Genomic DNA, 22,114 nt, shown 5'->3' with positions numbered 1-22,114 from the left:
CTATTGAACTACCCTAGCGAGGGACGATTGACTTTTTATAAAGCCGACCAGGACATCATTTTATGTATGCGCCTCGCTCGCGCAGACGCGACGCAAACAATCCGCACGCTGTAGCCCAGGCGCCCCCCAGACACCAACCGGCGATAACGTCAGTTGGGTAGTGAACTCCCAGATAGAGTCGACTGAGGCCAACCATCAGCGTCAATAACGCCATGATGGCAACAAGGTAAACCTTGAGTGCCTTGTTTTCATGCGCACCCGCGAATATGACACCAAGAATCAGGAAAGTCACCGTTGCCAAGGTTGCGTGACCGCTCGGAAAACTTGCGGTAAACACCTGAACGTCAGTAGCGATATTCGGACGAGGCCTAGAAACCAACACCTTTAGAAACGCGCTTAGCAGTGAGCCTCCGACAAAGGCCATCAGAAGAAGCGCTGCCTCGCCGCGCTTTCGCAAGATCATCAAGTATCCGAGCGATGAAAACACCACAAACAGCAGAAACACATAGCTTCCAAGTGAGGTTACATCACGTCCCATTTCCTTGAGCCAAGCTGGACCTAGGGGCAATGAGGGGTTCTGCCCGTTGCGAAGCTCCATGATAAATGAAGAGTCGAATGCTTGAGTCGCCCCTTTCGAAACCATGACGGCGAGGACGGTCAATATTGACACGAGCAGAAGAACCAGTACGGAGCCATAAATGTATTTCCTTTGTGTTTCCTGCATATCACTGCTCACTGTAACGTTCACCTATGCCGCCTGAAGAGCACATGGATAGAGGTAAAATCAACAGATACTGACAAGGCAGACACCTGCGCTGCAGCCCCAATCGCTTATCAGAATTTTAAAATATATAAACCCTCGCAAGGCGTCGATCAAAAATCAAGCATTGTCACTTTCCAATATTCCACTGGTTCGCATCGAGATAGCCAAGCATCTTTGCCTTGCTTGATTCCGTGGGAGCCAAGAACATCGAAGAGGCATATTCCGGATTCCCATGAAGCGGAGTCCCCATGCTCGATGCAAGATCCTTGATGCACTCACTATGGGTAACCAGTATCAGGTTGTGATGAATTCTTTTATGTTCAAGGACTTTCTTCAGCATCGAGCCACGGCAATTGAACAGCCAGTCTTGCCGGGGCTCGGAACTTCCAAACATAAACTCTGCGGTCTGCTCCGCTCGAGTCAACGGACTACTCATTATGTCAGCGTCAGCGAGTCCAATGTTTTCAAAGTCATGCCCCAGCCTACTTGCGACATCTTGGGCGCGGGCAGTAATACCGTCTGGGGTAGATAGGCATGGCACCTGAGAGTGATCACAACGCTCAGCATGGCGAACTAAAACAATAAGATTGCCAGCTTTCCAGCTGTCTAGAACGGCAGCTCGGCCAGCTGGGTCATTAAATAGATTCTCAGGCCCTGAGTGCTTCAACTCAAAAAGTCCACCAAGCAGCATCAAAGCCGCCAATAGGGCGACGAAATACGTCCAGCGCCTAGGGCGCCCTAAGGAAAGGTTAAACGACTTCATCGCAAGACTCCGATCTGAATGAGATAATCACTCGGAGCCGCTATACCTATGACAGCGAAATCCCTCTAGCCATATCATCCTGATCAGAAATTATTCTGCGCCATTACGAGTCCGAGCCCATGCAGGCTAAAGCTCGGGACGTGAAAATTAAGTCATAAACTGCTCAATTTGACGTTATGGCAACAAAGGATCTACAGGGCCTTGACTTAAACTTTAAATCTCAATCTTCCTTTCTGACGCATAGATGAAATGCACCAGCTCCCCTCCAGCTAAAAGTTATTAGGATCCAGCCGCCACTCCAGCCAAGTGATAGGTTTCATTAAGCCGATGAAGAGTAAATGCATCTTCCTCGATAACGAATACATTTATGCAGCAAGGGTCTTGTTTGAGGCGCCAGTAACGTGACAACGGCAAGCCCAGGCATTGCAGTAGCAAGACACGGTTTATGCTGTCGTGACCGACCAGCACCAGGGTCTTGCCGGCGTGCTGGTGCAAGACCTCGCGCAGCACCCTGGTTCCTCGCGCTAACACGTCGGCCAAACTCTCGCCGCCGGGAATCATCGCCATGTCGGGAGACGCTAGCCACAGACGGTGTTCCTCCGGCCAACGCTGTCGCACTTCATCGTGGGTCAGGCCCTGCCATTGACCGTAGTCGGTGTCCACCAGTCCATCCAGCGCCTGCGCTGGTGCCCCTGTAGCCTGGGCGATGGCTGCTCCAGTGTCGACGCAACGCGATAGTGTGCTGGTGTAGATCGCCGCCGGCTGCCAGGACTCGGCGATCCGCTGGGCCAGCGCCTCTGCTTGGCGTCGCCCCAACTCCGATAGTGGCAGCTCCGCGCGCCCACGGAAACGCTCAGGGGCGATCCAATCGACATGGCCATGCCGGGTCAGAATGATTCGGGTCATGATTCTCTTCCCTTTGAGTTCAGCAGCGCAGGCTGGTAATGATCCGCTGCGGGTGGGTCAGCATGTCCAATGCCGACAGGACGTCCAGGGCAACCAGGTCCGCCGCCCCTAAAGCCACCGACGAAGCACCTTCGGGACCAATCACCGCGATACCCAGTGCCGACTTCTGCAGCATGTGCCGGTCGTTGCTGCCGTTGCCGATGGCCACCACGCCGTGCATACCCAAGGTACGAAGGTAGTCTTCCTTGAAGATCGCCTGGTCGTTATCGGACAGCACCAGCAGGTTGACGTCGAGCGCCGCGAGTTCCCGCTCCGCAGTCCCCAGGGGATCTCCGGTGACGACATGCAGCGCGAGACTACGCCCCAGCACTTCGAGGCGCTGGGCGACACCGTCGATCAGGCGGCCATCCAGAGCAAGGGTGCCGTTGTAGTCGCAGATCAGGTGCTTCAACTGTAGGTTCCCGACACCGGGGATATCGATCTCCAGCATGCTCTTTCTCCTGATGATGGCTCAGCCGCGAATCACCGTAACCGCACACGGCGCGTGGTCGATGACTTGGCGCGCCACCGAACCCAGCAGCCAACGCTCGAAGCCGGAATGGCCTCGGTGACCGATCACGATGTGGTCGATGGCATGCTCCTCCGCATAGCGCACGATCTGCTCCGCCGGGCGACCGACCGATACGTGGGTAGTCGGTCGATCCTCGGGCGCCAGTCGCCGGTAGCCGAGCAGGTTGAAGGCGTGATGGAAATGTGACCGGGAGCGCTCGATCACCGCCTCGGTCTCCACCTCGTCGCCAAACTCGGGGGGCTGCGCCACCGATAGGATGAACAGCTTGGCATCGAAGTGCTCGGCCAGTTCGTTGGCGAAGCTCAGCGCCAGGGCCGCGGCCTCCGAGGCGTCATAGGCCACCAGGATTTTCTGGATCATCATTCACCTCCTATGCACTCGGTCCGGGTGCAAGTCGTCATCCCGCAAGGTACTTGGCTTGCCCTCTGCAGCCTGGCTTGTGTCGACATCGTCGTTGCGAGGCAGCAGGTGCCGTGGCAGGAAGAAGGCATTGGCGATCAGCGTGGGCACCACCGCACTACCGATCACCGCCGCGACCAGCGCCGAATACTGGCCCTGGTCGATCAGCCCGTGGGACAGGCCGAACAGTGCCGAGATGGTGCCGAAGGTCAGCCCGGTGGACATCAGCAGGGTCGTGTACATCCGCTCCTGGCGTGGCGAACCGTAGAACACGCAGGCGGGATAGACGCCAGCCAGCTTGCTCAGCATCTTCACCAACAGCAGCAAGAGAAACGCAGCAGGCGCGGCGTACAGCGCCGGTAGCGACACCAGCGATCCGGCGCGAATGAAGTAGAACGGTGTCAGTAATCCGAAGGTCAAGGTGCGCAGACGCCGGATCAACGCGTGGTCTTTACCCACGGTGCCCGCCAGTACCATGCCGATCAGGTAGGCTGGCAGGACCGCCTCGCTCCCGGCCCAGGTGGCGATGGCGCCCAGACCGAACAGGCAGAGCATGAGGAACTTGGCCTCCAGTTCCGAAGGTCGCCCGCCGAAGCGTCGGAAGAAACGTGGAGTGATCCACGGCAGGCACACCGCCGCCAGGGTCAGGGCTCCTGCGAAACCGGCTGTCTTCAACGTGAAGGGAGCGAAGATCAGGCCCAGCGCGATCACCGTCGCCAGGTCGTTGACGAAGCAGGCGGCCAGGACGATCTTGCCGTACTCGCTGGTGTTGAGCCCCAGCTCCAGCATCACCGCATAGACCACCGCCACCGATGTGGTGGACATGGCGATACCGGCCAGCCAACTGGCCTGTGTACTCCAGCCCAGTCCCCAGCGGGCCAACGCCGCGCAGCCGAGAAAGGGCACGACGAAGCCGATCAGGCCGACCACCGTCGCCTGTTTCCAGTGGCGGCGGAACACCTTCGGGTCCAGCTCGGCACCGGCCAGGAACGTCAGCAATAAGGCCCCGGCTCCCGAAAGGAACTTGATCCAAGAAGCATCGCCCTGCAGGACCGTCATGCCCAGAACCGCACCGATGATCAACTGCGCGATAGTACCCACGACAATCTCCGACAAAGCCGTGGCTATGCGCAGGAAGATCGATACCAGCGTCGCTACCAATGCGAGGCCGAGCCATAAGGCGGCCTGGGTCCATATCTCAGTCATGGCGACCTCCGCTTGCCGCTGCATCGTCTTCGCCCAGGACGCCGAACTCGATCGGCGCCTTCACATAGACCAGCTTCAGGTGCTCCTCGGCAAAACGGGTGAAGATCCGCTCCATTTCCTCCTCAGTGACGACCATCACCACCTCCAAAGGCTGATCGGCCAACTCGAAGAAGCGCGCGGCATGCATCTTGTGGTGGTGGCCGAAACCTTCCTTCGCCGCCAGTAGCGTGGCGCCATGCACACCAAGGCGCAGCGCCTCCTCCATTAGCCACTCGGCGATAGGTTTGTGATGGACCAAGCGGTCCTGCTGGGTAAAGAAAGTCAATTGGTAGCCTTTCACGGCGCACCGCCTTCCGCCGGCGGGCGAAACCTTGCCGTAAAGCAGGAACAGTCAGGCAACAAATAGCGACTCTGCAGCGGTACGAGTGTTAGTCGCCGCAGGCGGTCTCGAAGGGAGCAGGGGCAGGTGCAGGGGCTAGGCATGTTGGTTGTCCATGGGCGCACTCATGGACAACGCGGCAATGCCTACGCCACCCATGAAGGGTTATGCGTAGGCATCATCAGCCGAAGGGCGGTTAAAAGGAGGAATGCCATCTCCTAAGGATGGACATTAGCAAAGCAATCGGAAAATGCACGCGGTGGGCGACGGCTGAATTGCGCTTATAAAGCGCGATGCAAGGCGCTTGGTCGTCGAGTCGCCGGTCGCAATCGCGCATGCATTGGAAATCTACCTATACTGAGAGCTCATCCGTGTACTTCCCCCTCTGGCCGCCCCTGGGCGGCTTCTCTTTGCGCGTAAACGCATCGGCGACAAACTATCCCTCGCCCCCGTGGTCCGGCACCAATTTGACCAAAGGATCAAGACATAGCTTTGCGCAACGGGTCCACCTGCCCAACGCTTCAAGGTCCAGTTGCAGAGCTTCAGCTTCCGCCCAGACACAGGCATTCTCGGTAGACACCGATAATGCGGCACCTTCTACAAGTGTCAGTGCCATTGCATGAAGCCTCAGCAGCGAGTCGCGCAGCGCGATGACACCGCCCATTTCAGCGAGACAGGCATCCAGTCCGCCCACTAGGTGCAGAAGCTGAGAGGTGTCAAAGCCTTCTCGCAACTGATCCAATGCGGCGGCATCGACCTCACCATAGGGCGTGCCCCGAAATGACGCCGGCGGGATGTCGATCATGGGGTTTCCTCCACCGAAGCCTGACTGGGTACACCAGCTCGAAGCGAACCGGCCGCCTGCTGGAACACCGAGTCCTTGATCCAGGACTCTGGCGGGCGGTTCAGCTTGAGGTTGAACTCACCAAAGCGTTTGACGTTGCTTGTGAGGTAGGGACTGAGGAAGGAAACATCGTCATCGGTAAACTGCCAACCATCGTGCGCCAATTTCTGCAGGATACGCATCATGTCCACGGTGTTCTGCAGAATCACCGAGGACGCCACCATGTCGTTGTAGCGCAATCGCTTCTGTTGCTCATCGGGATCGTTTTCAGCGATCACATCGCCGCCAAACGACAACCACTTGGAGAAGCCGTTGTAGGACTCGATCTTGTTGGTGTTGGCGGTGACCTCCTGGCGCAGTTCGCGGCTACTGATCCAGTTAACGAGGAAGATCGTGCGCACCACCGCACCGAGGGCCTGAGCGGCATGGTAAAGGCGATTGCGCCGGCTGTAGGAGCCCAGCTTACGCAGCAACATGGGCGAGGAAATCTTGCCGGCCTGGATCGACAGGGCGACCTGCATCAGGTCCTGCCAGTGGGTTTCGATCAATTGCCAGTCGGCGGTGTCTGTGAAGAGGCGATTGATGTGCTGGTAGGAAGCGCCACGTTCTGGCCGACACATCACCAGGTCTCGCCAGTTGCGGATACGCGGCATCAGGTTGATCCCCAGCAGATGGGTAAACGCAAAGACCGTGGCAGACTGTCCCTGGGTGTCCGAGTAGACGGTATCAGGCTCGACACTGAGATCGGCCTTGAGCAGGCCTTCAATTACGTAGATCGCCTCCCATATGCCCGGCGGAATGAAATGCTGGAATACGGCGATGTAGTTGTTGGCCACATGCCTGTAGGCCACCGCCCCCATCTTGCGATAGCGGAAGTGGTAACCCGCCAGCAAATTGTCGTCATAGAAGTCAAACTGGGTGCCATCCGCCGCCACTGCCTTGCCATCGCCCCAGAGCTTTGGCAGGTCGAGTTGCAGGTAGAGCTCCACCAGCTCCCGATTGGCCTTGTCCAACTTCTCCAACGAGAGGTGACGACGATTGGTATAGGAGAGCATGTGCGGCGTGACATTCCCGGCGAGGTGCCGAGCCGCCTGATTGGGCCCAAGATTGCAGCCCATAGCGAAGATGGTCATCAGGTAGCGTTCGGCTGGATCTTTGAGCTTCGGCTCGTTGCCGGACATCGGCCCGAAATGGCGGGTGAACTGAATCCAATGTTCGATGTTGGCCATGATGTCCAGCACGTGCCGCGCCGGCATGCGTTGGACAATAGCCGTTTGCAGTGAGATGGCCGATGGCGGAATGTCCCGTGCCATCACTCGTCGCAGTACCGGTTCGCCGGCTTCATTGATCGAAACATCGCCGCGACAAGAGGGAAACTTGTCGTCCAGGTGTTGCGCAGCTTCCTCTAACTGAGCCTTTAGCGATGCAGTAAACTCCTTGGCTGTGGCGGGCAGGCCAACCTTTTCGCAGTATGCCGGCAGCCGTTCCTGGCAATCCTCCCAGGAGAGCAACTGCCTTCGGTAATCGTCAAAGGACTCGGACCCCAGGACGCAAAGATCACCGGAGCGCAATTCGCTGGCCAAGTACGAGAACACGCATACTTCGAGGTAACGCCGATTGGTCGGTGGGCCTTCGCTGGCAGGGCGTCGCACGACCTTGCCCCAACGCTCCGATGCAAACGACAGATCGACATACTCATCGATCCACTCCCGATGCAAATTCTCATTGTCCTGAATGAGCAGGAGCGCCTGAGTTAGGGAGCGGTCCTGGGTGGTTGGCTCCAATTGCAGAAGATGGCTCAATCGAAACAGTAGTGAGCGATGAGATTTGAAGTGCTTCCAGATCAACGGCAAGTAGTTGTTTCCCCCGGTGGCCTGTACTTCGGCGCAGGAGTCTCGTAGCCGATCGAGGCTGCCGTCGGTGCAGAGGTATTCCCGTATCAGACTGCCAGCTTCTTCGTTATTCGGTTCTTGGGCCAGAATTTGCAGTACGCCATCCAGGGTGGCCACGAGCCGCTCCAACTTTTGGCGTTGCCGGGTTTGGATTTGCTCCAGCTCCTCCTTGGCGCGTTTGTGAATCGTCGAAATACGTCGGATGAACATCTCGGCGAGATGATCCCGGGTTCGCACCCGCATGCGATAAATCAAGGCCAGCATCAGGGTATAGCGTTTCGGTAGCGAGCAATCCTTCAGCTCCGAGACGTCCGAGGCCGCAGCCTGAGCGGCAAAGTGCCGGATTTTGGTTTCGACGATACCCTCGAAAATGTTGTCCAGATCGCCAAAGCCATCTAGCCAGGCTAAATGGTCTATCAACACCTCAAGATGCTTACGGGACGGCTTTCTGGGTGCCTGCTTGAGGGCGTTGAAGTCGCTTTGCCGGCGCCCGAAATCCGTCTCCAGCAAGTCCTTTAGCTGGTAGATCACCGCTATGGGGGCTCGGGTTACCACAAGATTGAAAATCTTCTCTTGAGCATCAGCCCTAGCGGCCTCTGCCAGATCGTTCAACGTTGAATAGGCCGGTAGTTCGTAATTTCGGTTAATCAGCTCCTCGATAACAGCGTTGATGATGTCGGCTCGCTGATCGAGCAGAGGAGCCAACAACTGCGCATGTGCAGCAGCGATTTCCTGACCGTCCGAGCCGTAGTACGGCTGAACCCCTAGCTTTTCCCGCACGGCACTCATGTGGCGGTACAGCTGCATCCACTTATAGGACGACAGGGCGACTTTGTTTCGTAGGCCTATCTGGGTACGGATGAAATCAACCACCAACTCTGGCACTTCAGTGATTTCGGGGAAGTACCGCAGGACCTGAAAGGTCTTGAACAAGACGGCGAGATTCAATCGAAAGGATGCATTAGAGCGGCTCTTCACCCAGGTGATTTCTTCCGCCGAGAATGTGAAATCACGCTGCAAGTCAGCTCTCGAATAGGAGCGTGACAAAGCGGGGTATGCAGTACGTTCGAGGGATGCCATGGATAGCTCCATTCTCGGCCAAGCCGAAAAGATAGACCATGGACTTACAGCCAACCTGCAGACCTTACAATCTCTTTGTAAAACAATGCCTTACGTACCAAATGAATGAATTTTCCCTTTATCTCGGCATGACGCCTACCTCGAGCTGGACTTGATCCATGGCCTCACCTCGTCGGATCTGGGTTACCGACCAAGCACATACGGCTCGAGGAAATCTCTCAGGCCAGTGCGCTCAAGCGTCGAATCATTCACCAGGTCCTCATGGTAACCGGCGAGGACAGCCGTTGCTCGTACCTGGTAGAGGTCGACTATGGAATAGGGTTGCTGGGCTCTTAATTTCTCGTAGCCGTAAAGCGCCGATAGCGCCTCAGCTATTCCGCTGGTGCTCACCTGCACTGCGCTACCGAACCACATTTCTGCCTTGAGCTGGCAATACAGCGCGGCTCGTCTTGCCAGACTCTCTCCAGTGATGCTCTGCAGGTACTGTTGCTGCTCACCGACGTCGTACCTGTGACAGATACAAACGATCTCGCGCTCGCTGTCCCCTAGCGGATGAGCCAGTGACTCACTGGAGATTGGCATTTCAAAACCATCAAGGTCGATTGTTCGGATCACTCATAATCTTTGTTGTCGCCAGGCCGCCGTCGAGCAGCCTTTTTCATGCGCGGTTCAGGGACCGTTCTTAGTCATTCTTGTTTAATAGAATCCCCAACAAGCTCGTAAGTTGTCCATGCGGCATTCAACTGGCGGTCAAGTTTAATAATATCCAACGACTCTAGTGATCCCACTCCGATGACAGTTATCGAATATGGTTCTCTGCCAAGCGACCTCAAAAAGGCGAGTGCAAGCTTTACTTCGCGAACAATAAGCAAGCCTATGTCCTGGAAGTTATCCACGACCAAGGAGTCCCCGCAACACTTGGGCGCTAACAATGAAACCTCATACCCTAGCCGCTTTTGATCGTAGTATCGAACGCCATAAATTTGCATTACCATTTCCGAAATATGCTTTCCTTGAGGTTCAGCATTGAAATCTAAATACCTGAAGTAATCTATCCTTTTTAGGTAATTGACTGCTGAATCTCTAACCGCTTCGTCATCACAGACAAGAAGATAACCGCGACTAGACACCCTCGGTCGCAAAACAGAGCCTTTCGAATCTTCATCTACAAAAATTTTACCAAGATCACTTAGCCTTACTTGCTCCATTGTTTGCCTCCGCGCCAGAGTGGCTTCTTCGTATGCTGTAACGATAGACAGGTTGCTGGAATGCGCTCCCCGCCCAAGCATGAACTAATAAAAAGTGTCGCACCCGGCACCGGTACTCGCAGGCGCATGGCTCATTTCCCAGGCCACTGTGCCCTGGCTTAGGCAACGCCCCCCCAATTCTTGCGACAGTTTTTATTGTTTGACAACGGAGTGGTTCCGCAATAGGACTTCTACCTATAACAACATAACGCACGACGCTACAACCGCCATCCTGAACCTCCTCTGTAAAACCTCACCCTTTAAGGCGGCTTCCCTCGATCGAAGGGCGCTACCTGTCCACCTCCTATAACAACATAACCTAGGAGGTTCAGGCCATTTCTGCGTTCCTCCTGCACCATCTCCACCCGCCTGGACCTCCGCATCGCATAACCCACCCCCATACCTGTCTAACCCTTTCCCTTTTTCTTTCCTTTCTTTTCTTTCCTTTTCCCCATTTCTTTCCACGCGCGGCGTAGGCAACCCGGCACCGGCAGGTAGGCCCTTTAAAGGGTTGGACAGGGTAAGGGGGTATCAGGAGGGGCGCCGCCATCAGGCCCACCGCAGGTTATGTTGTTATAGGTCACTCCGGATTCGACCGAGCTGCCAAGGGCGAGGGTAGTAGGCCAGGTTGGGCTTTTGCAGAGGTGACGCCGGCGCGGAAGGAAAAGGGAGCACCGCCGGGCCGGAGAGCGCCGACGGCTATGTTGTTATAAGTTTGCCTCAGTGCGGCCAGCTCAGCGCTCACTTCCCGCCAACATAAGGCGAGGAGGGAGGCGCGACCGGCAGGTCGACCGGCTTACGGCCGGGGAGTAGGAGCAGGATGGCCAGGATTGCCAGGCCAACGAAGGGGATGAACCACAGCAGAAGCATCCAAGGGGTGACGCCGGCGTCTTTCAGACGCTGAATGGCATTGCCGGCGATGACCAGAAGCGCGAGGAGGATCAGAAGTCTGCCGAGCAACCCGAAGGGGCTCAAAGCGACCAAAACGGATACCAGGAATACGTCGGCAAGCAGACAGAGCCAGAAGAAAGTCCGACCCTGTCGGTTCTTGAACTTGAAGGCGCCGGTGAAATGCCGGCAGTAGTGGGAGAGAAGATTCACGCGGGCTCCTTTGGACATGTCGAGCCGCTGCTCTGCAGCTCGGACACTCATCCTATCTCAGAGTCCGCATGCTCCCCCGGCAAAACACAGGATGTAACGCCAGGCACCAACTACCAGGGTTTCTGCCACCTCCTTTGGGATGAGCAGATGCCCTAGCATGATGAGGCTGAAGAACAGAGTGAATTTCAGGAAAAATTGGCGTAGGAACACCTGGTCGACCTCGATGTATTGAGGCGAGGGAGTATACCTCCCCAGACGGCCGCAGCCACTGAGGTACCGTTTGGCTTACCGACATTGGGCGGTGCGGTACCCTATAGGGACATCAGCCGCTGTGTGTGCAAATCAGCGGCGACAACCACTACTAGGAGAAATGAGCATGCTGCAGTTCATTCGCCGGATGCTCGGTATGGAACAACTGAACCTCATGGAGGACAATTCGACTGGCTCCCCCAGAGCGATGAGTGATGCTGAACTGCGCGAGTGGGCACAACAGTTGTACGTGAGGTGTAATACCGAAAGACTTTCCAGTTATGGAATCAACCCCTGGACACTGCTACAGGCACAGCTGGATGATCAAGCACTAGCTGAGGTCCGCCGTTGGTCAGGTAGCCCACGCCCGGATATGTCGTAGCTGCAGGCAACTCGAATCTCAGTCCAGCCGACCTCACCTTCTTTACCTGCTAGGCTTGGGAGTTACCTGCAATCTGCAGGCCGATCGGCTTCACGCCATAGCGCTATGGTCGACAGCATGACCTCCACCATCCCCAGAAGTAGCAAGCTCTGGTTCCACGAGTGGCCCTGGATGAGGTTCTCCAGCCAGAAGTTGATGGCGGCCAGGCCCGGAGGCCCAATATCGATTTCGCCAAGCGTCTGATGAAGGCACTCCGACAGATCTGGTGTGTCTGCCGGTGATCCTCGCGGGATGGCCAAGATGTTCAGCCACACATCGTCGTCCAGGGCAAAGACGCGAAACGATCCGTGGTACGGTCCACCGACCAGCTCAGCACAGCAGCGCTCATCACCACCCCCACCGAGCAGGTTCAGCGAATCACAGAACGCATCCTCGCTTTCCGGAAAAAGCACCAAACCCTTTCGCTCCATGCTGCGCTCCAGCAAGGACTCCAGTCGATCCGCGGTCGCGCCATTGATGGCCAGGCTTCCGTTCAGAAAAGGCGGCCATTTCCCTGGCTCCAGAGCAGAGCCGAACAGTTCTTGAGGCGGGAAGGGCAGCCCCCGGACCACCGACCTAAACCAGAGCAGATCTTCTATGTCGTAGAGCCCTGCAGGTTCACGGTCACCGGTCATCATCACGGTGCGAAATGCCTCACGGAGCATCTCAGTTGCAACGGGTTTCTTGGTCACGGAAACCATCCATCCCGTCTGGTATTTGATTTTGAGCTCCTCATGAGGGGCCATCGGTGGTACCGATCGCGCCTGGCGCTTCATCCAATCGGCAATATCCAGCCCCACCAGGTGCTGCGGCCAGTGCGGAAGGTGCACCGGTCTCAGGCGGTGGTTCTGGAAAGCATCCTCTGCATGTCCAGGCCTCGGCGAGTTTTCCCATACCCGGTGATAACCCTCCAAGCCCTGGTTCAAGCGAGCCAATACCGCCTCTTGACTCTCCAGCCGGTGCTCCGTCAACTCCTCCAGGGAAACCATGCTGTGCTTGACCAGGTTCTGTGATTGCCTCCTGGTTGATCCAAATGGGTGCCCATGGCCGATGGCCACTTTCTTGATGACTTTCTCTTTATCCATCTGCCCCAGGACCCGCCGCAACGGGTAATCGTCCAGCAATTCCGATTCCACAAGAAGGTGGCCAGGCATGCCCCCGAGGGTGTGGAACTCTGTCCATGCCAAGTACAAAAAAGACTCGAGTGGGATGGGTTCATCACCGAAGTACAAGCGCTGCCAGTAGATCCCAAGCCCCTCAACGCTGAGCGTTGCGACCACAAGCGGACGTAGTTCGTGCCGCTCCAGATCTTGCGGATTCAATCCATCGGTGCACCGGTACGCCATGCAGTCCTTGCCGATGAATAAATACTTGCTTTGCGCAACTGTTAAGTGTTGGGTAAGCATCGCGATGCTTCCGGCAGTTTTTCGAAAGTGTAGGCCTGTTCCTGGCATGTCGCGGCAATCCGACATCAACAAGGAATCCGCGCCATCAACTTGACTGGGATTTGCTGTTTTCGCTCGATACCGTTGGCCTCGATCGCTCCCCATAGACCCGAGGTAACAATGGTCAAACGCTCATTTGCCACTCTCACTGCCCTGGCGGCTGCACTGACGCTGGCCGGCTGTTCTTCCACCTGCTTCAAAGAATCGCCCGCCCAACAGGTGGCCACGTTCGAGTTCGTGATCAAGGAAATCGATGCCAACAAGCAGGAGCGCGTGCTGCAGCGGCCCCGAATTGCCGCGCAGCTCAATACTCAAGCGGAATGGCGTCAGCTGCATATCGTGAAAGAGGGCGCGCTCGAAAAATCACGCTCGGGATACATCGTGGCCATCCATCCCTATGCCGTCCCAGAGAAGCGGCAGTCCGAAAAGGCGGTGACCTTCGACCTGGTCGTCGACCAGTTCATTCCTGAAATCGGCGCAACTCAACTAGCCACTTCGGGTACTGGGGCGGCCGTAAACGGCGGCGAGTCGACGATCTTCTGGACTGCGGCCGGGAAGAAGTACACCCTCGAAACGCGGCTTGTCAGCCTGGACTAGCAGGCGAACCGCCGGCCCGATCACAGAGTCGCCAAAATGCAAAAAACCGGGTTTCAAGCCCGGTTTCTGCATTTCTTTTGGTTCAAAGTCCGCCAGCGTTTGAATGTCACAGACCTCGCAGTTACCACCTGGGTCAATCGCGAAGTTTGATCCCGTCGCTCCGATGCAGACTATGGCGCCTACGGCGCTCACCCTGCATCTTTTTGGCCATCTTAGGATCGGCCTGGCCGCCCGGCTTAGCACCGGCGTTGACCATCCTGTCGCGCTCCTTGTTGAAGCGGTATCGGTCGATCAGGCGCTGTATCACTGCGCTCTGCTGACGCATGCCGGCGACGGCGCCGTCCAGACTCACCAGACTCATTGCCGCACCTTGGGGCCAGAGGTTGTCGATGAAATCGTCAACCGATCGGCACTTATAGGCAACATGATAGGAGTTATAACCCAAGGCGCGCGCCACCATGCCTTGTACCTCAGTCAGCCTGATCTCAGCCCCATTCCTTCGTGCGAGCTTCAGCAAGCGGGTACTGTAACGCTTGAACTGCCCGATATAGAGGCCGGTTACCTGGGTCAACAGCAAAAGCTGATCGGCCAGGCGGTCGTCCCGTAGGACATACTCCTCCTCGGCTTTCCACCCCTCCAGGTTGTTCGCAGCCAGGAAGGCTTCAAGGTGCTGCCCAAGACTTCGGGTAACATGCCTGGCGGTGATCTGCTTCGGGATCTCCTCAGGAGGGAGTTCCTGGATTTCTGGCATGCTTGTCTCGCTGAACGTGATCAATGGTTTGAACCATGATACCGCCCGCGCGACACTTGACCAGTGTCGGCCACGGCACGACCAGCGAGAGGGCGGTGGCAGTCACCACCAGGCGGCCTGGGTTATCTCCAGAGGTTAAAACGCAAACCCGGCCTGCTGGGGTGTGCTGAGGAAGCGCTCGAGGTCGCCGTTGAATATTTCACTGGCATCGCGGCCGCGGGCTACGATTTGGCCGCGCACTTTCAGGTGCTCGATGTGGACTCGGCCACAGGGATCACACTCCTGGTACGACAACTCGGCTTCCAGCTTATTTACGACAGAGCTTCGGCCTTTGGTGGCGGCCCCGCATCGGCACTGCATCTAAGGACTCCTTCAGGGAGGTTGCTACAGGCCTGATGGTAACGGTTGCACTCCCATTTTCGTGGCCGAAAGTCCTTGCGGGCTCCCAACCTACGGTTTAGGGATTTTCCAAGACCGGTTTCGCTGGTACTCGGGCGATCGGGAAGTAGCATCCAGATTTCGATCCTTGGTATGCGTGCCCTCCGATGTCTGAAAACCTCTTCAAGACCTTTCTAAAACCCTCCCCAGACTCATCGCCTTACAGCCTGACGGAGCTGCAGTCCGGCACGTTCCAAGAGTGGTTTTCTCGGCATGCTTTCGACCTGGTCATCGATTACTCGCAGTTCCTGCTCTACCTGTCCTTCTCGCTCTCGATGATCCTGTTCTTCCGTCGCACGCTTTCGCCCAAACTCATCACTGGCGCCTTCGCTCTTGCTCTTGTGATCTTCCGCTACGGGGAAAACCAAACTCTTGGCCACCTGCTCCTTCCGGAAGGGTCGAATCCGCAGCTCGTTCCAACGTTCCTCGCCGGCATTGCTGCCAGTGGGCTCATCTTGCTGGTCGTCGTGAGACGGTGGCGGACGCTTGATCGGATAATCATGTTGGGAGCCCAGGCCGCCGTGATCGGCACTACGCTGATTTTCCACGTCACCCTAGTCCAAACTGCCCTCCCGGGGTGGAACTGGAACATCGCCTGGCAGCACCGCAACCTGCTCGATCTTCCCAGTGCGGAATTTCAGGACGGGTGCAAGGCAGAGGGGGTGGCGTGTTGGTCAGGCACGTCGTTACGTGCTGAAGACTTTCCGGCGCCGCTCCGGGGCCAGATCTTCGGCACCTATGTCGACCTCTCCACTCGGCCATTTACCGAAATGGGGACCACTGTCGGCATCGACAATGATGAAAAGACAGGAAGCATTGCGGCCGTTCTTCTGTACAGGAAGGCAGGCCTCTACAAGGTAATCGTCGACTACGCCGATGCGGTGGGCGCGCACCGGGTGATCCTGCGACTGTTCTACGTGCTCTGCTCGGTCGCCCACTCGATCTGGATCTACCTGGCCCTTTTCCTAATCGCTTTCCATCACAGACGATTCAGCCGCCGGGGCCATGCGATGCCGTCCGCTGGGAATGTCAGTGCAGCGCAGGTTCCTCCGTTTGAACCAGGCCCTTCCGGCATCCCTAACTGAAGCTGCACCGCGTGGCTTGGCCTACCCTCATCGCACAGCTTCCGCGTCTGCGCTATAGGGTTCGATCGACCAATCCTGAATCAGCCTGTTGAACACGCTCACCCCCTCAAGGATGTTCTTGTCGATCCCATGGCGGGTTTCGTACAGCAGGCGGATTACCGCGATGCACTCCAGGAAGAGGTCATGGTCGATACAACGGAACCTGGTGGGGTCGAAGGGGTATCGGCATCCGTCGTAACACCCCACCAAGAACCGCGCGATATGGCGGCACTGTCCAGAAAAGCCTTGAGCCACAGCGATTAAATGCTGCAGGGACTTCTTCCCGAGGGTCCGAAGGACCTCTGATGTTTCGTCCTCCGACGTCGGTATCTGCATTTGGATGCGGCTCGGTGGCTGCCAACGCTCAGCCATTCCATTGTAAACCGAACTTCCGTTCTCTACGTACTGGTGTACCTCCATCGCGGGGGCGGAGTCCATCAGCAACAGAGCTATGCAGTCTTCCATGACGCTGCGATTAAGCACCCTCAACGAGGCAGGATCGATCGGGAAATCCTGGCCGTTGTAACAGCCCAGCAGCAGCGACCTGACCACCTGGTTCTGGATGCCGTCGCCTTGGGCAATGGGCAAGAGTCGATGCAGGGCTTTCTCTCCTGCATAGCGTATCCGTGTGTATGGACTTTCGAGCTGTTCACCAATATTGGCGGAAGCTTGCTCCGGACCAGGGTCAGTCATCATGAGTCCCTCCTTTTTGCTGACCGGAACAGCCTAATCCAGATCTGAGGTTTGCTCCACGATTTACCGAAACCGCCTACATCGTAGGAATTTCAGCGTGTCGTTTTGACATGGAGTCCAACAAATGTGCTCGTAGCATTGGTGCCTACAACTTCTGCTTAGGAGCAATGAAGATGGGGCGGGAATGCCAGCAGGGCTTCACCTTAATGGAGCTGGCAATAGTGCTTGCGATCACGGCGATGCTCGCCGCCGCAGCAGTGCCAAACTACATGACCAGGGTGAACCAGAAACGCGCGGACACCACAGTCCAAGACACCCAGGCGATCATCGACGCCGCACGGGCCTATCGAAGCGAGAAGGGCACCTGGCCAGGTGATGCTACATGCTCGAATGCTATTCAGGCGCTCGGAGCGACAACCCCGCCAATGCTCGCAGGGGTGTCAAATATCAACCGTTACAACTACCCGATCACAACCTCCTGCACCCAGTACACCTTCAGTGTCGATCAGAACACCACCCAAGACTGGGACGGGGTTGTGGTGAATGGTTTACCGGGTTCTCAAATCATCAACTCATCCACCTACCAGATCCGCACCACTGTTGGGGTTCCAGGGACTGAACCAGCCCTGGACGGGAAGCTCTCGCGCCTGGCCTCGGCGAACGCGGAAATGAACCGCATGCGTACCAACCTGCTGATGGGTAACAACGACATCAACGAGGTCAATGCGGTCAACGCTCAAACCCTCAACGCTGCCGGCGCAGTCAACGCTCAAACGGTCGCTGCTACCGGAAATATCAGCACCGCCGGCTACGTCGAGTTCACCGGCACGGCTGCAGAGGGAGGGGGCTGCGCGAAAGCGGGGCTCGTCGCTACGACATCCACCGGTGCGCAACTCACCTGCCAAGGGGGCAAGTGGGTGAAGTCGGTTATCTGGAGCCCGGCGATCGTAAGCACAGGTCAATCGTGTGCCAGCTTCCCGAAAGGCTCTTTGGCGTTCGACAGTGCGGGGAATCTCTATGTTTGCAAACCTTAAGGCCCTGGCAGTGGCCGGGGCCTTCTTTTTGATGTCCGTAACGACGACTGTCTCAGCGGACTCTTGGAAGCCCATCCGTAGCGGGTCCAGCTCTAGTGGGTGGCAAAAGGTCGTTTGCGATCGATCGGGGAATGGATGGCGGTCCTGCAACATGGGATTGACGATTGTCATCCAGGCAACCCCGGGCTCCCTCGCTGCCCTCGGTGAGAAGGCGACGTTGGTGGCAACAGTCCAGGACTACGATGGGAACAACGCCGGCAGGGGCGTAGTGATCAACTGGACCACCAGCGACGGCGGTCTCAGTGCTGCGACGACGACGACGGATGCGAACGGCCAGACATCGGTCGTTCTCACTTCGTCGAAGACAATTGGCGGGGCCACCGTGAGCGCGACGTCGCCGGCGGAAGGAGGTACAGGGCAGATCACTGTGCCGTTCACCGATAAGTGGGTATCTACCAGTGCGATGTACTCAGCCTGGCAGGACTCTGGAGCCCCGTACAGTTGCAGCGCCTGGTCACCCGACGCGAGCACGATCAATCAGGGAACATCATTCACTCAGTCTGCCGTTTGCTACCAAAACCAGATCGCGTACCAACAAAACCGGGAAGTGAGCCTGGTGACTGGCCAGGTCCGAAACGTTGGGGGGGTGATCCCGCTATATCAAACTGTCCAGGCAGCACGTTCCCAGCAAGCCGTCGGTACCAAACAGAGCACCCCGAGTTGTGCTTGGTCCTCATTCACAAAGAACGGGGTCTACGCCACCGGCTGGGATCATGGCGTGTCGAACACCGGTGGGCCGAAACAGGGGTACCGGCTTTACCTAGGGCAGTACATCGGAGAGGTTGCCAACGCGACTGATAGCTTCGCCTACAACGGCCGAATCTACACTATAGGAAAATTCCGACAGTCCACCTGCCTCGGCAAAAACTGCGCATCGAGTCGTGAGGAATACGAGGCCTGTTCTGTTCCGCAGTAAAGAGTCGAACTCGTGAGTCGGGCAGGACTCAGTTGCAGTCCTGCCGACTCACCCGAACTGACATGATCAGTTGGCCATCCCTTCCAACATAGTTGTACCGATAGGTTCCCCCCATCTCCATGAACGGGGAGACCATGTTCGGCGTCGCGCAGACTTTCGAAATGATCTCTGGGCCGAGTGCCTTTTTTACCGCTGCAGGGTCCAGGTCTCGAGATGCATACCGACGGAATCGATACCAGTATCCCCATTCCCTACCGCTACCAGTCACGTCATAAAATTCTGTTTCTGCGTCGACCATCTTGGGGAGATCTTGCTTTGCGCGAGGGATGCCTCGAGCGAACAGCATTCGGAAGAAGTCATCCTCGGTCATGCCCTTGGCAGCAAGAGCTTGTCGGGTTGCTTCTGCAGATACGCCTCCAACCGCAGTCCCTCCGACGCTGCCAGCAGCAGAGCCCAGTGCCTGTCCTAGCTTCCCAGCGTATGCGGCTTCAGGCGCAAGTAGCGCCACCCCTGCCAGCAGGATGAGTCCCGACCAGCCTGCCCCGAAAATCCCATTCCTTCCGCCCATCCTGCCCACGCTCCCTGTCCAACACATATTGAGGTTTGCTCCACGTTTCGCAGCAATCGATGCACGCTGACTCGAACTGACCGGCGGTAACCCGCAGTCGCGCCTGGGACATTTACCGGCCATATACTGCACGGTAGAGGCCATGGATGGCCCCCCTTCAGCAAAATCCTCCCCGCTGACAGTGACATACCCAGTGCGCGCAGCTTGACGCCAACCCGGGGCTGATCTCTATACTGTACGCATATACAGTTTTGAGACGACCGCCCAGATGGACTGCTTTACGTCTCCCGGCCGGCGGCTGTCCAGTCTCGCCCTGGCGCAGCAGCGCCTGAAGATCACTGGTTTCCAGAGCCCGGCTGAGGATCACTCGCTATTTCCTCCCTCCCTTGACGCCGCGGTGGGATGGGGTGCACCCAACATTTGGCTTTGGCTAGTCGACACCGACGATCTTGTTGGGATCGGAGTGCACCGGAACGATGTACTCGTGGTCGACCGCGCCCTCGAGCCTAGCGCCGGCAATGTAGTAATAGTGGTGGCGAACCATGAGCATCATTTGGCGCTCGTGGAGCGGGTAGCACTGGAACGACTACATCTTGCACGGGTAGGAGCCGACGGCCGCCATCGCGAAATCCTGGCCGACGAAGAGCAGGTGGAACTATGGGGAGTGATCAGCATGCTGCTCAGGAGCATGCTGTGAGCGTCTTTGCCCTGGTCGATTGCAACAGCTTTTACTGCTCATGTGAGCGGATCTTCCGTCCGGACTTGGCACAGAAGGCAGTCGTGGTCCTTTCGAACAACGACGCCTGCATCATCGCACGAAGTCGGGAGGCTAAAGCGTTGGGCCTAAAGATGGGCGACCCATACTTCAAAGTGAAGCGGTTTCTCGACCAGAGGGGAGTGACAGCCTTTTCGAGCAACTATGCGCTATACGCCGACGTGTCGAATCGTGTGATGCGGACCATTAGCACTCTGGTCGCCAGCATCGAGGTCTACTCAGTTGACGAATGTTGGTGTGACCTTACTGGAATGCCCGGCGACCTGGAGCAGTTGGGCCGGGATATTCAGGCACGAGTTCGACAGTGGGTGAATATCCCAGTTGGGGTGGGCATCGGGCCGACAAAGACGTTGGCCAAACTCGCACAGTGGGCAGGGAAGAATTGGCCGGCAACCGGCGGCGTGGTGAACCTGATGGACTCTCAGCGCCAGCAAAAACTCTTGAAACTCGCGCCGGTGGGGGAGGTGTGGGGTGTAGGCCGTAAGCTCTCCAGTCAACTCGAGACTCTAGGGATCAAGACCGCATTCGACCTTGCCAGCGCGGACCCGAGGCACATCGGAAGGATGTTCTCGAAGGTTCTGGAACGAACCGCCCGGGAACTACGCGGGGAGCAGTGGCTGAAAATGCACGATGATCCTGATCCGAAGAAAGAGATCGTGTCGTCCAAGATGTTCGGCCGGCGTGTCTACCTGCTTGAGGAATTGCGCCAGGCAGTGGCCGCGTACACCACTCGCGCAGCGGAAAAGCTTCGGGAGCAGGACTCCGTCTGCAGCGAACTTGTTGTCTCGGTTCAAACCAGCCCGTTTGCCGATCCTGCAGAACGTTACTGGAACGGGGCCAGAATGCTCCTACCAACACCAACTGCAGACACCCGCGACCTAATTCAGGCCGCAAACCAGGGCCTTCACGGGATCTACCGGGACGGATTCGCATATTCGAAATGCACCATACAACTGTGCAGGCTCAGCCAGCTGGAGGGTCTGACTCACGATATGTTCGCCCCGCAACCGCGGCGAAACGTCGACAGCCTCATGGCAACAATGGACCTGGTGAATGAACGATTCGGACGCGGGGCATTGCGGGTAGCATCAATCCCAGTGGAAGCCGGCTGGGCGATGCGGCGCGAGATGCTTTCTCCCTCATACACGACCAGTTGGCGGGAGCTTCCTCGAGCACGATGAAACACCGATCGTCAACGGTATTCCTGCAATTACCCATGAATTGACAATTATCAGCCTAGCTTACGGTGATCCGTAGAATTCTTTACTACGACGCCAGTCAAAGCCGCGCCAAACCTTCTACTCGAGGCGCGAAACCAAATAGGAATGCTCTGATGTTTTTCCCTTCTAGCGCATGACAGAGGGGAAAATCCGATGGCAATCCGATAGTATCCGGTATGAAAAATGCTCAGGAGCCGTCCCCGGTAATGTGGCGCGGCTCTATGCTGCCTGATGAAAACCCAACAATGAGGGCACAAGGATGTGTATGCCCCAACAGACACCAACGCCAATGATTGATCGCTCCCAAGTCGAGCAAAATCGCTACCTCGATTACTGCCTGAAGCACAAGGTAGAGATTTCCATCATTCTGATTTCAGGAACCCACTTCATCGGCTTTGTGCTTGATCATGATCGCAAGGGCCTTCTGCTTGGAGGAAAGCGGGAGGACAAGCCTGCTCGCTACATTTCCAAGGGTTACATCGCATTGATACGGCCCAACAAGGATGAAGAACTTGAGCTGTTCCTGGAATATCGCGGAATGGGAACCTTCCTGCAACGGAAACGGCAAAACCAGGCGCTGAAGAAACTCAAGGCTCGGGGTAGTCAGGGGGGGAAAGCGGGGGGACCAACGCCGAAAAAACTCTCGCTCCGGCCGGCCATCGATTGATGGCC

General features: G+C 57.0%; 23 protein-coding genes and 1 riboswitch. Of the genes, 8 read left to right on the top strand and 15 right to left on the bottom strand.

Going from position 1 to position 22,114, the window contains the following annotated elements:
- Positions 1-55 precede the first annotated feature (55 nt).
- The 12 genes from RN02_RS02650 to RN02_RS02605 all read right to left on the bottom strand — a co-directional run bounded on the left by RN02_RS02650 (position 56) and on the right by RN02_RS02605 (position 11,151).
- Positions 56-748, bottom strand: a complete 693-nt coding sequence (locus RN02_RS02650; protein ID WP_152623715.1) for a phosphatase PAP2 family protein — start codon at positions 746-748, stop codon at positions 56-58.
- A gap of 142 nt (positions 749-890) precedes the next feature.
- Positions 891-1,526, bottom strand: coding sequence for a histidine phosphatase family protein (locus RN02_RS33060; RefSeq protein WP_152623714.1), 636 nt, complete (start codon positions 1,524-1,526; stop codon positions 891-893).
- Positions 1,527-1,805: 279 nt separating this feature from the next.
- On the bottom strand, positions 1,806-2,432 hold the full coding sequence (locus RN02_RS02645) for a histidine phosphatase family protein (protein WP_043312984.1): 627 nt from the start codon (positions 2,430-2,432) through the stop codon (positions 1,806-1,808).
- Between the two features lie 19 nt (positions 2,433-2,451).
- Complete coding sequence (locus RN02_RS02640) at positions 2,452-2,922, bottom strand: HAD family hydrolase (RefSeq protein WP_043312982.1); 471 nt, start codon at positions 2,920-2,922, stop codon at positions 2,452-2,454.
- Positions 2,923-2,943: 21 nt separating this feature from the next.
- Positions 2,944-3,366: a universal stress protein gene (locus RN02_RS02635; protein WP_236695137.1), complete on the bottom strand. Its 423-nt coding sequence runs from the start codon at positions 3,364-3,366 to the stop codon at positions 2,944-2,946.
- Positions 3,367-4,608 carry a cation:proton antiporter gene (locus RN02_RS02630; protein WP_043313102.1) on the bottom strand — a complete coding sequence of 414 codons (1,242 nt, stop codon included), beginning with the start codon at positions 4,606-4,608 and terminating at the stop codon, positions 3,367-3,369. It lies immediately after the preceding gene.
- On the bottom strand, positions 4,601-4,948 hold the full coding sequence (locus RN02_RS02625; RefSeq protein ID WP_043312980.1) for a DUF190 domain-containing protein: 348 nt from the start codon (positions 4,946-4,948) through the stop codon (positions 4,601-4,603). The genes RN02_RS02630 and RN02_RS02625 overlap by 8 nt, the downstream gene beginning before the upstream one ends.
- A 204-nt stretch (positions 4,949-5,152) precedes the next feature.
- Positions 5,153-5,215, bottom strand: a riboswitch (Fluoride riboswitch).
- Positions 5,216-5,423: 208 nt separating this feature from the next.
- The gene (tnpC, locus tag RN02_RS02620) at positions 5,424-5,792 is read right to left on the bottom strand and encodes a Tn3 family transposase post-transcriptional regulator TnpC (RefSeq protein ID WP_043312977.1); all 369 of its coding nucleotides are present in this window, start codon (positions 5,790-5,792) and stop codon (positions 5,424-5,426) included.
- Entirely contained in the window at positions 5,789-8,803 is a 3,015-nt protein-coding gene (locus RN02_RS02615) for a Tn3 family transposase (RefSeq protein ID WP_043312975.1), read from the bottom strand. Before RN02_RS02615 ends, tnpC begins: the two co-directional genes overlap by 4 nt.
- A 183-nt stretch (positions 8,804-8,986) precedes the next feature.
- A complete protein-coding gene (locus tag RN02_RS02610; protein WP_176492062.1) occupies positions 8,987-9,418 on the bottom strand; it encodes a hypothetical protein in 432 nt (143 codons plus the stop codon).
- A 71-nt stretch (positions 9,419-9,489) separates the two neighbouring features.
- Positions 9,490-10,011, bottom strand: a complete 522-nt coding sequence (locus tag RN02_RS33055) for a TniB family NTP-binding protein (RefSeq protein ID WP_126610436.1) — start codon at positions 10,009-10,011, stop codon at positions 9,490-9,492.
- Between the two features lie 780 nt (positions 10,012-10,791).
- Positions 10,792-11,151 (bottom strand): DUF805 domain-containing protein, encoded by a 360-nt coding sequence (locus tag RN02_RS02605; RefSeq protein WP_010792928.1) that lies wholly within the window; start codon positions 11,149-11,151, stop codon positions 10,792-10,794.
- A gap of 376 nt (positions 11,152-11,527) precedes the next feature.
- Between RN02_RS02605 and RN02_RS33050 the strand changes: the two genes are divergently transcribed.
- The gene (locus RN02_RS33050) at positions 11,528-11,782 is read left to right on the top strand and encodes a hypothetical protein (protein ID WP_010792929.1); all 255 of its coding nucleotides are present in this window, start codon (positions 11,528-11,530) and stop codon (positions 11,780-11,782) included.
- Positions 11,783-11,844: 62 nt separating this feature from the next.
- Here RN02_RS33050 and RN02_RS02600 read toward each other — a convergent pair whose 3' ends face one another.
- Positions 11,845-13,227: a hypothetical protein gene (locus RN02_RS02600; protein WP_010792930.1), complete on the bottom strand. Its 1,383-nt coding sequence runs from the start codon at positions 13,225-13,227 to the stop codon at positions 11,845-11,847.
- Positions 13,228-13,386: 159 nt separating this feature from the next.
- Here RN02_RS02600 and RN02_RS02595 point away from each other — a divergent pair, with 159 nt between their 5' ends.
- Positions 13,387-13,863: a hypothetical protein gene (locus RN02_RS02595; RefSeq protein WP_021018588.1), complete on the top strand. Its 477-nt coding sequence runs from the start codon at positions 13,387-13,389 to the stop codon at positions 13,861-13,863.
- Positions 13,864-13,996: 133 nt separating this feature from the next.
- Here RN02_RS02595 and RN02_RS02590 read toward each other — a convergent pair whose 3' ends face one another.
- Complete coding sequence (locus tag RN02_RS02590; protein ID WP_010792932.1) at positions 13,997-14,614, bottom strand: hypothetical protein; 618 nt, start codon at positions 14,612-14,614, stop codon at positions 13,997-13,999.
- A 545-nt stretch (positions 14,615-15,159) separates the two neighbouring features.
- Here RN02_RS02590 and RN02_RS02580 point away from each other — a divergent pair.
- Positions 15,160-16,137 carry a hypothetical protein gene (locus tag RN02_RS02580; RefSeq protein WP_010792934.1) on the top strand — a complete coding sequence of 326 codons (978 nt, stop codon included), beginning with the start codon at positions 15,160-15,162 and terminating at the stop codon, positions 16,135-16,137.
- 27 nt (positions 16,138-16,164) lie between these two features.
- On the opposite strand, the gene RN02_RS02575 is transcribed toward RN02_RS02580, so the two are convergent.
- Entirely contained in the window at positions 16,165-16,872 is a 708-nt protein-coding gene (locus RN02_RS02575) for a DUF7673 family protein (protein WP_034036499.1), read from the bottom strand.
- 107 nt (positions 16,873-16,979) lie between these two features.
- Between RN02_RS02575 and RN02_RS34525 the strand changes: the two genes are divergently transcribed.
- The 5 genes from RN02_RS34525 (at position 16,980) to RN02_RS02550 (ending at position 22,109) form a co-directional block, all read left to right on the top strand.
- Positions 16,980-17,903, top strand: a complete 924-nt coding sequence (locus RN02_RS34525; RefSeq protein WP_269465862.1) for a prepilin-type N-terminal cleavage/methylation domain-containing protein — start codon at positions 16,980-16,982, stop codon at positions 17,901-17,903.
- 151 nt (positions 17,904-18,054) lie between these two features.
- Positions 18,055-18,879 (top strand): Ig-like domain-containing protein, encoded by an 825-nt coding sequence (locus RN02_RS02565; protein WP_038405176.1) that lies wholly within the window; start codon positions 18,055-18,057, stop codon positions 18,877-18,879.
- 836 nt (positions 18,880-19,715) lie between these two features.
- Entirely contained in the window at positions 19,716-20,144 is a 429-nt protein-coding gene (locus RN02_RS02560) for a hypothetical protein (protein ID WP_010792939.1), read from the top strand.
- Entirely contained in the window at positions 20,141-21,403 is a 1,263-nt protein-coding gene (umuC, locus tag RN02_RS02555) for a translesion error-prone DNA polymerase V subunit UmuC (RefSeq protein WP_010792940.1), read from the top strand. Before RN02_RS02560 ends, umuC begins: the two co-directional genes overlap by 4 nt.
- 304 nt (positions 21,404-21,707) lie before the next feature.
- Positions 21,708-22,109, top strand: coding sequence for a hypothetical protein (locus tag RN02_RS02550; protein ID WP_172405642.1), 402 nt, complete (start codon positions 21,708-21,710; stop codon positions 22,107-22,109).
- Positions 22,110-22,114: the final 5 nt, after the last annotated feature.

The sequence above is a fragment of the Pseudomonas sp. PI1 genome, from assembly GCF_000812405.1.
GTDB lineage: Bacteria > Pseudomonadota > Gammaproteobacteria > Pseudomonadales > Pseudomonadaceae > Pseudomonas > Pseudomonas citronellolis.
This window is presented reverse-complemented; position numbering and strand designations above follow the sequence as displayed.

Coding starts and splice junctions, on each gene's coding strand:
- RN02_RS02560 (WP_010792939.1), top strand. CDS start 19,716: ATGGACTGCTTTACGTCTCCCGGCCGGCGGCTGTCCAGTCTCGCCCTG.
- RN02_RS02575 (WP_034036499.1), bottom strand. CDS start 16,872: ATGATGACTGACCCTGGTCCGGAGCAAGCTTCCGCCAATATTGGTGAA.
- RN02_RS33055 (WP_126610436.1), bottom strand. CDS start 10,011: ATGGAGCAAGTAAGGCTAAGTGATCTTGGTAAAATTTTTGTAGATGAA.
- RN02_RS02645 (WP_043312984.1), bottom strand. CDS start 2,432: ATGACCCGAATCATTCTGACCCGGCATGGCCATGTCGATTGGATCGCC.
- RN02_RS33060 (WP_152623714.1), bottom strand. CDS start 1,526: ATGAAGTCGTTTAACCTTTCCTTAGGGCGCCCTAGGCGCTGGACGTAT.
- RN02_RS02640 (WP_043312982.1), bottom strand. CDS start 2,922: ATGCTGGAGATCGATATCCCCGGTGTCGGGAACCTACAGTTGAAGCAC.
- RN02_RS34525 (WP_269465862.1), top strand. CDS start 16,980: ATGGAGTCCAACAAATGTGCTCGTAGCATTGGTGCCTACAACTTCTGC.
- RN02_RS02615 (WP_043312975.1), bottom strand. CDS start 8,803: ATGGCATCCCTCGAACGTACTGCATACCCCGCTTTGTCACGCTCCTAT.
- RN02_RS02565 (WP_038405176.1), top strand. CDS start 18,055: ATGGGATTGACGATTGTCATCCAGGCAACCCCGGGCTCCCTCGCTGCC.
- RN02_RS02550 (WP_172405642.1), top strand. CDS start 21,708: ATGCCCCAACAGACACCAACGCCAATGATTGATCGCTCCCAAGTCGAG.
- RN02_RS02630 (WP_043313102.1), bottom strand. CDS start 4,608: ATGACTGAGATATGGACCCAGGCCGCCTTATGGCTCGGCCTCGCATTG.
- RN02_RS33050 (WP_010792929.1), top strand. CDS start 11,528: ATGCTGCAGTTCATTCGCCGGATGCTCGGTATGGAACAACTGAACCTC.
- tnpC (WP_043312977.1), bottom strand. CDS start 5,792: ATGATCGACATCCCGCCGGCGTCATTTCGGGGCACGCCCTATGGTGAG.
- RN02_RS02590 (WP_010792932.1), bottom strand. CDS start 14,614: ATGCCAGAAATCCAGGAACTCCCTCCTGAGGAGATCCCGAAGCAGATC.
- RN02_RS02600 (WP_010792930.1), bottom strand. CDS start 13,227: ATGCTTACCCAACACTTAACAGTTGCGCAAAGCAAGTATTTATTCATC.
- RN02_RS02595 (WP_021018588.1), top strand. CDS start 13,387: ATGGTCAAACGCTCATTTGCCACTCTCACTGCCCTGGCGGCTGCACTG.
- RN02_RS02580 (WP_010792934.1), top strand. CDS start 15,160: ATGTCTGAAAACCTCTTCAAGACCTTTCTAAAACCCTCCCCAGACTCA.
- RN02_RS02635 (WP_236695137.1), bottom strand. CDS start 3,366: ATGATGATCCAGAAAATCCTGGTGGCCTATGACGCCTCGGAGGCCGCG.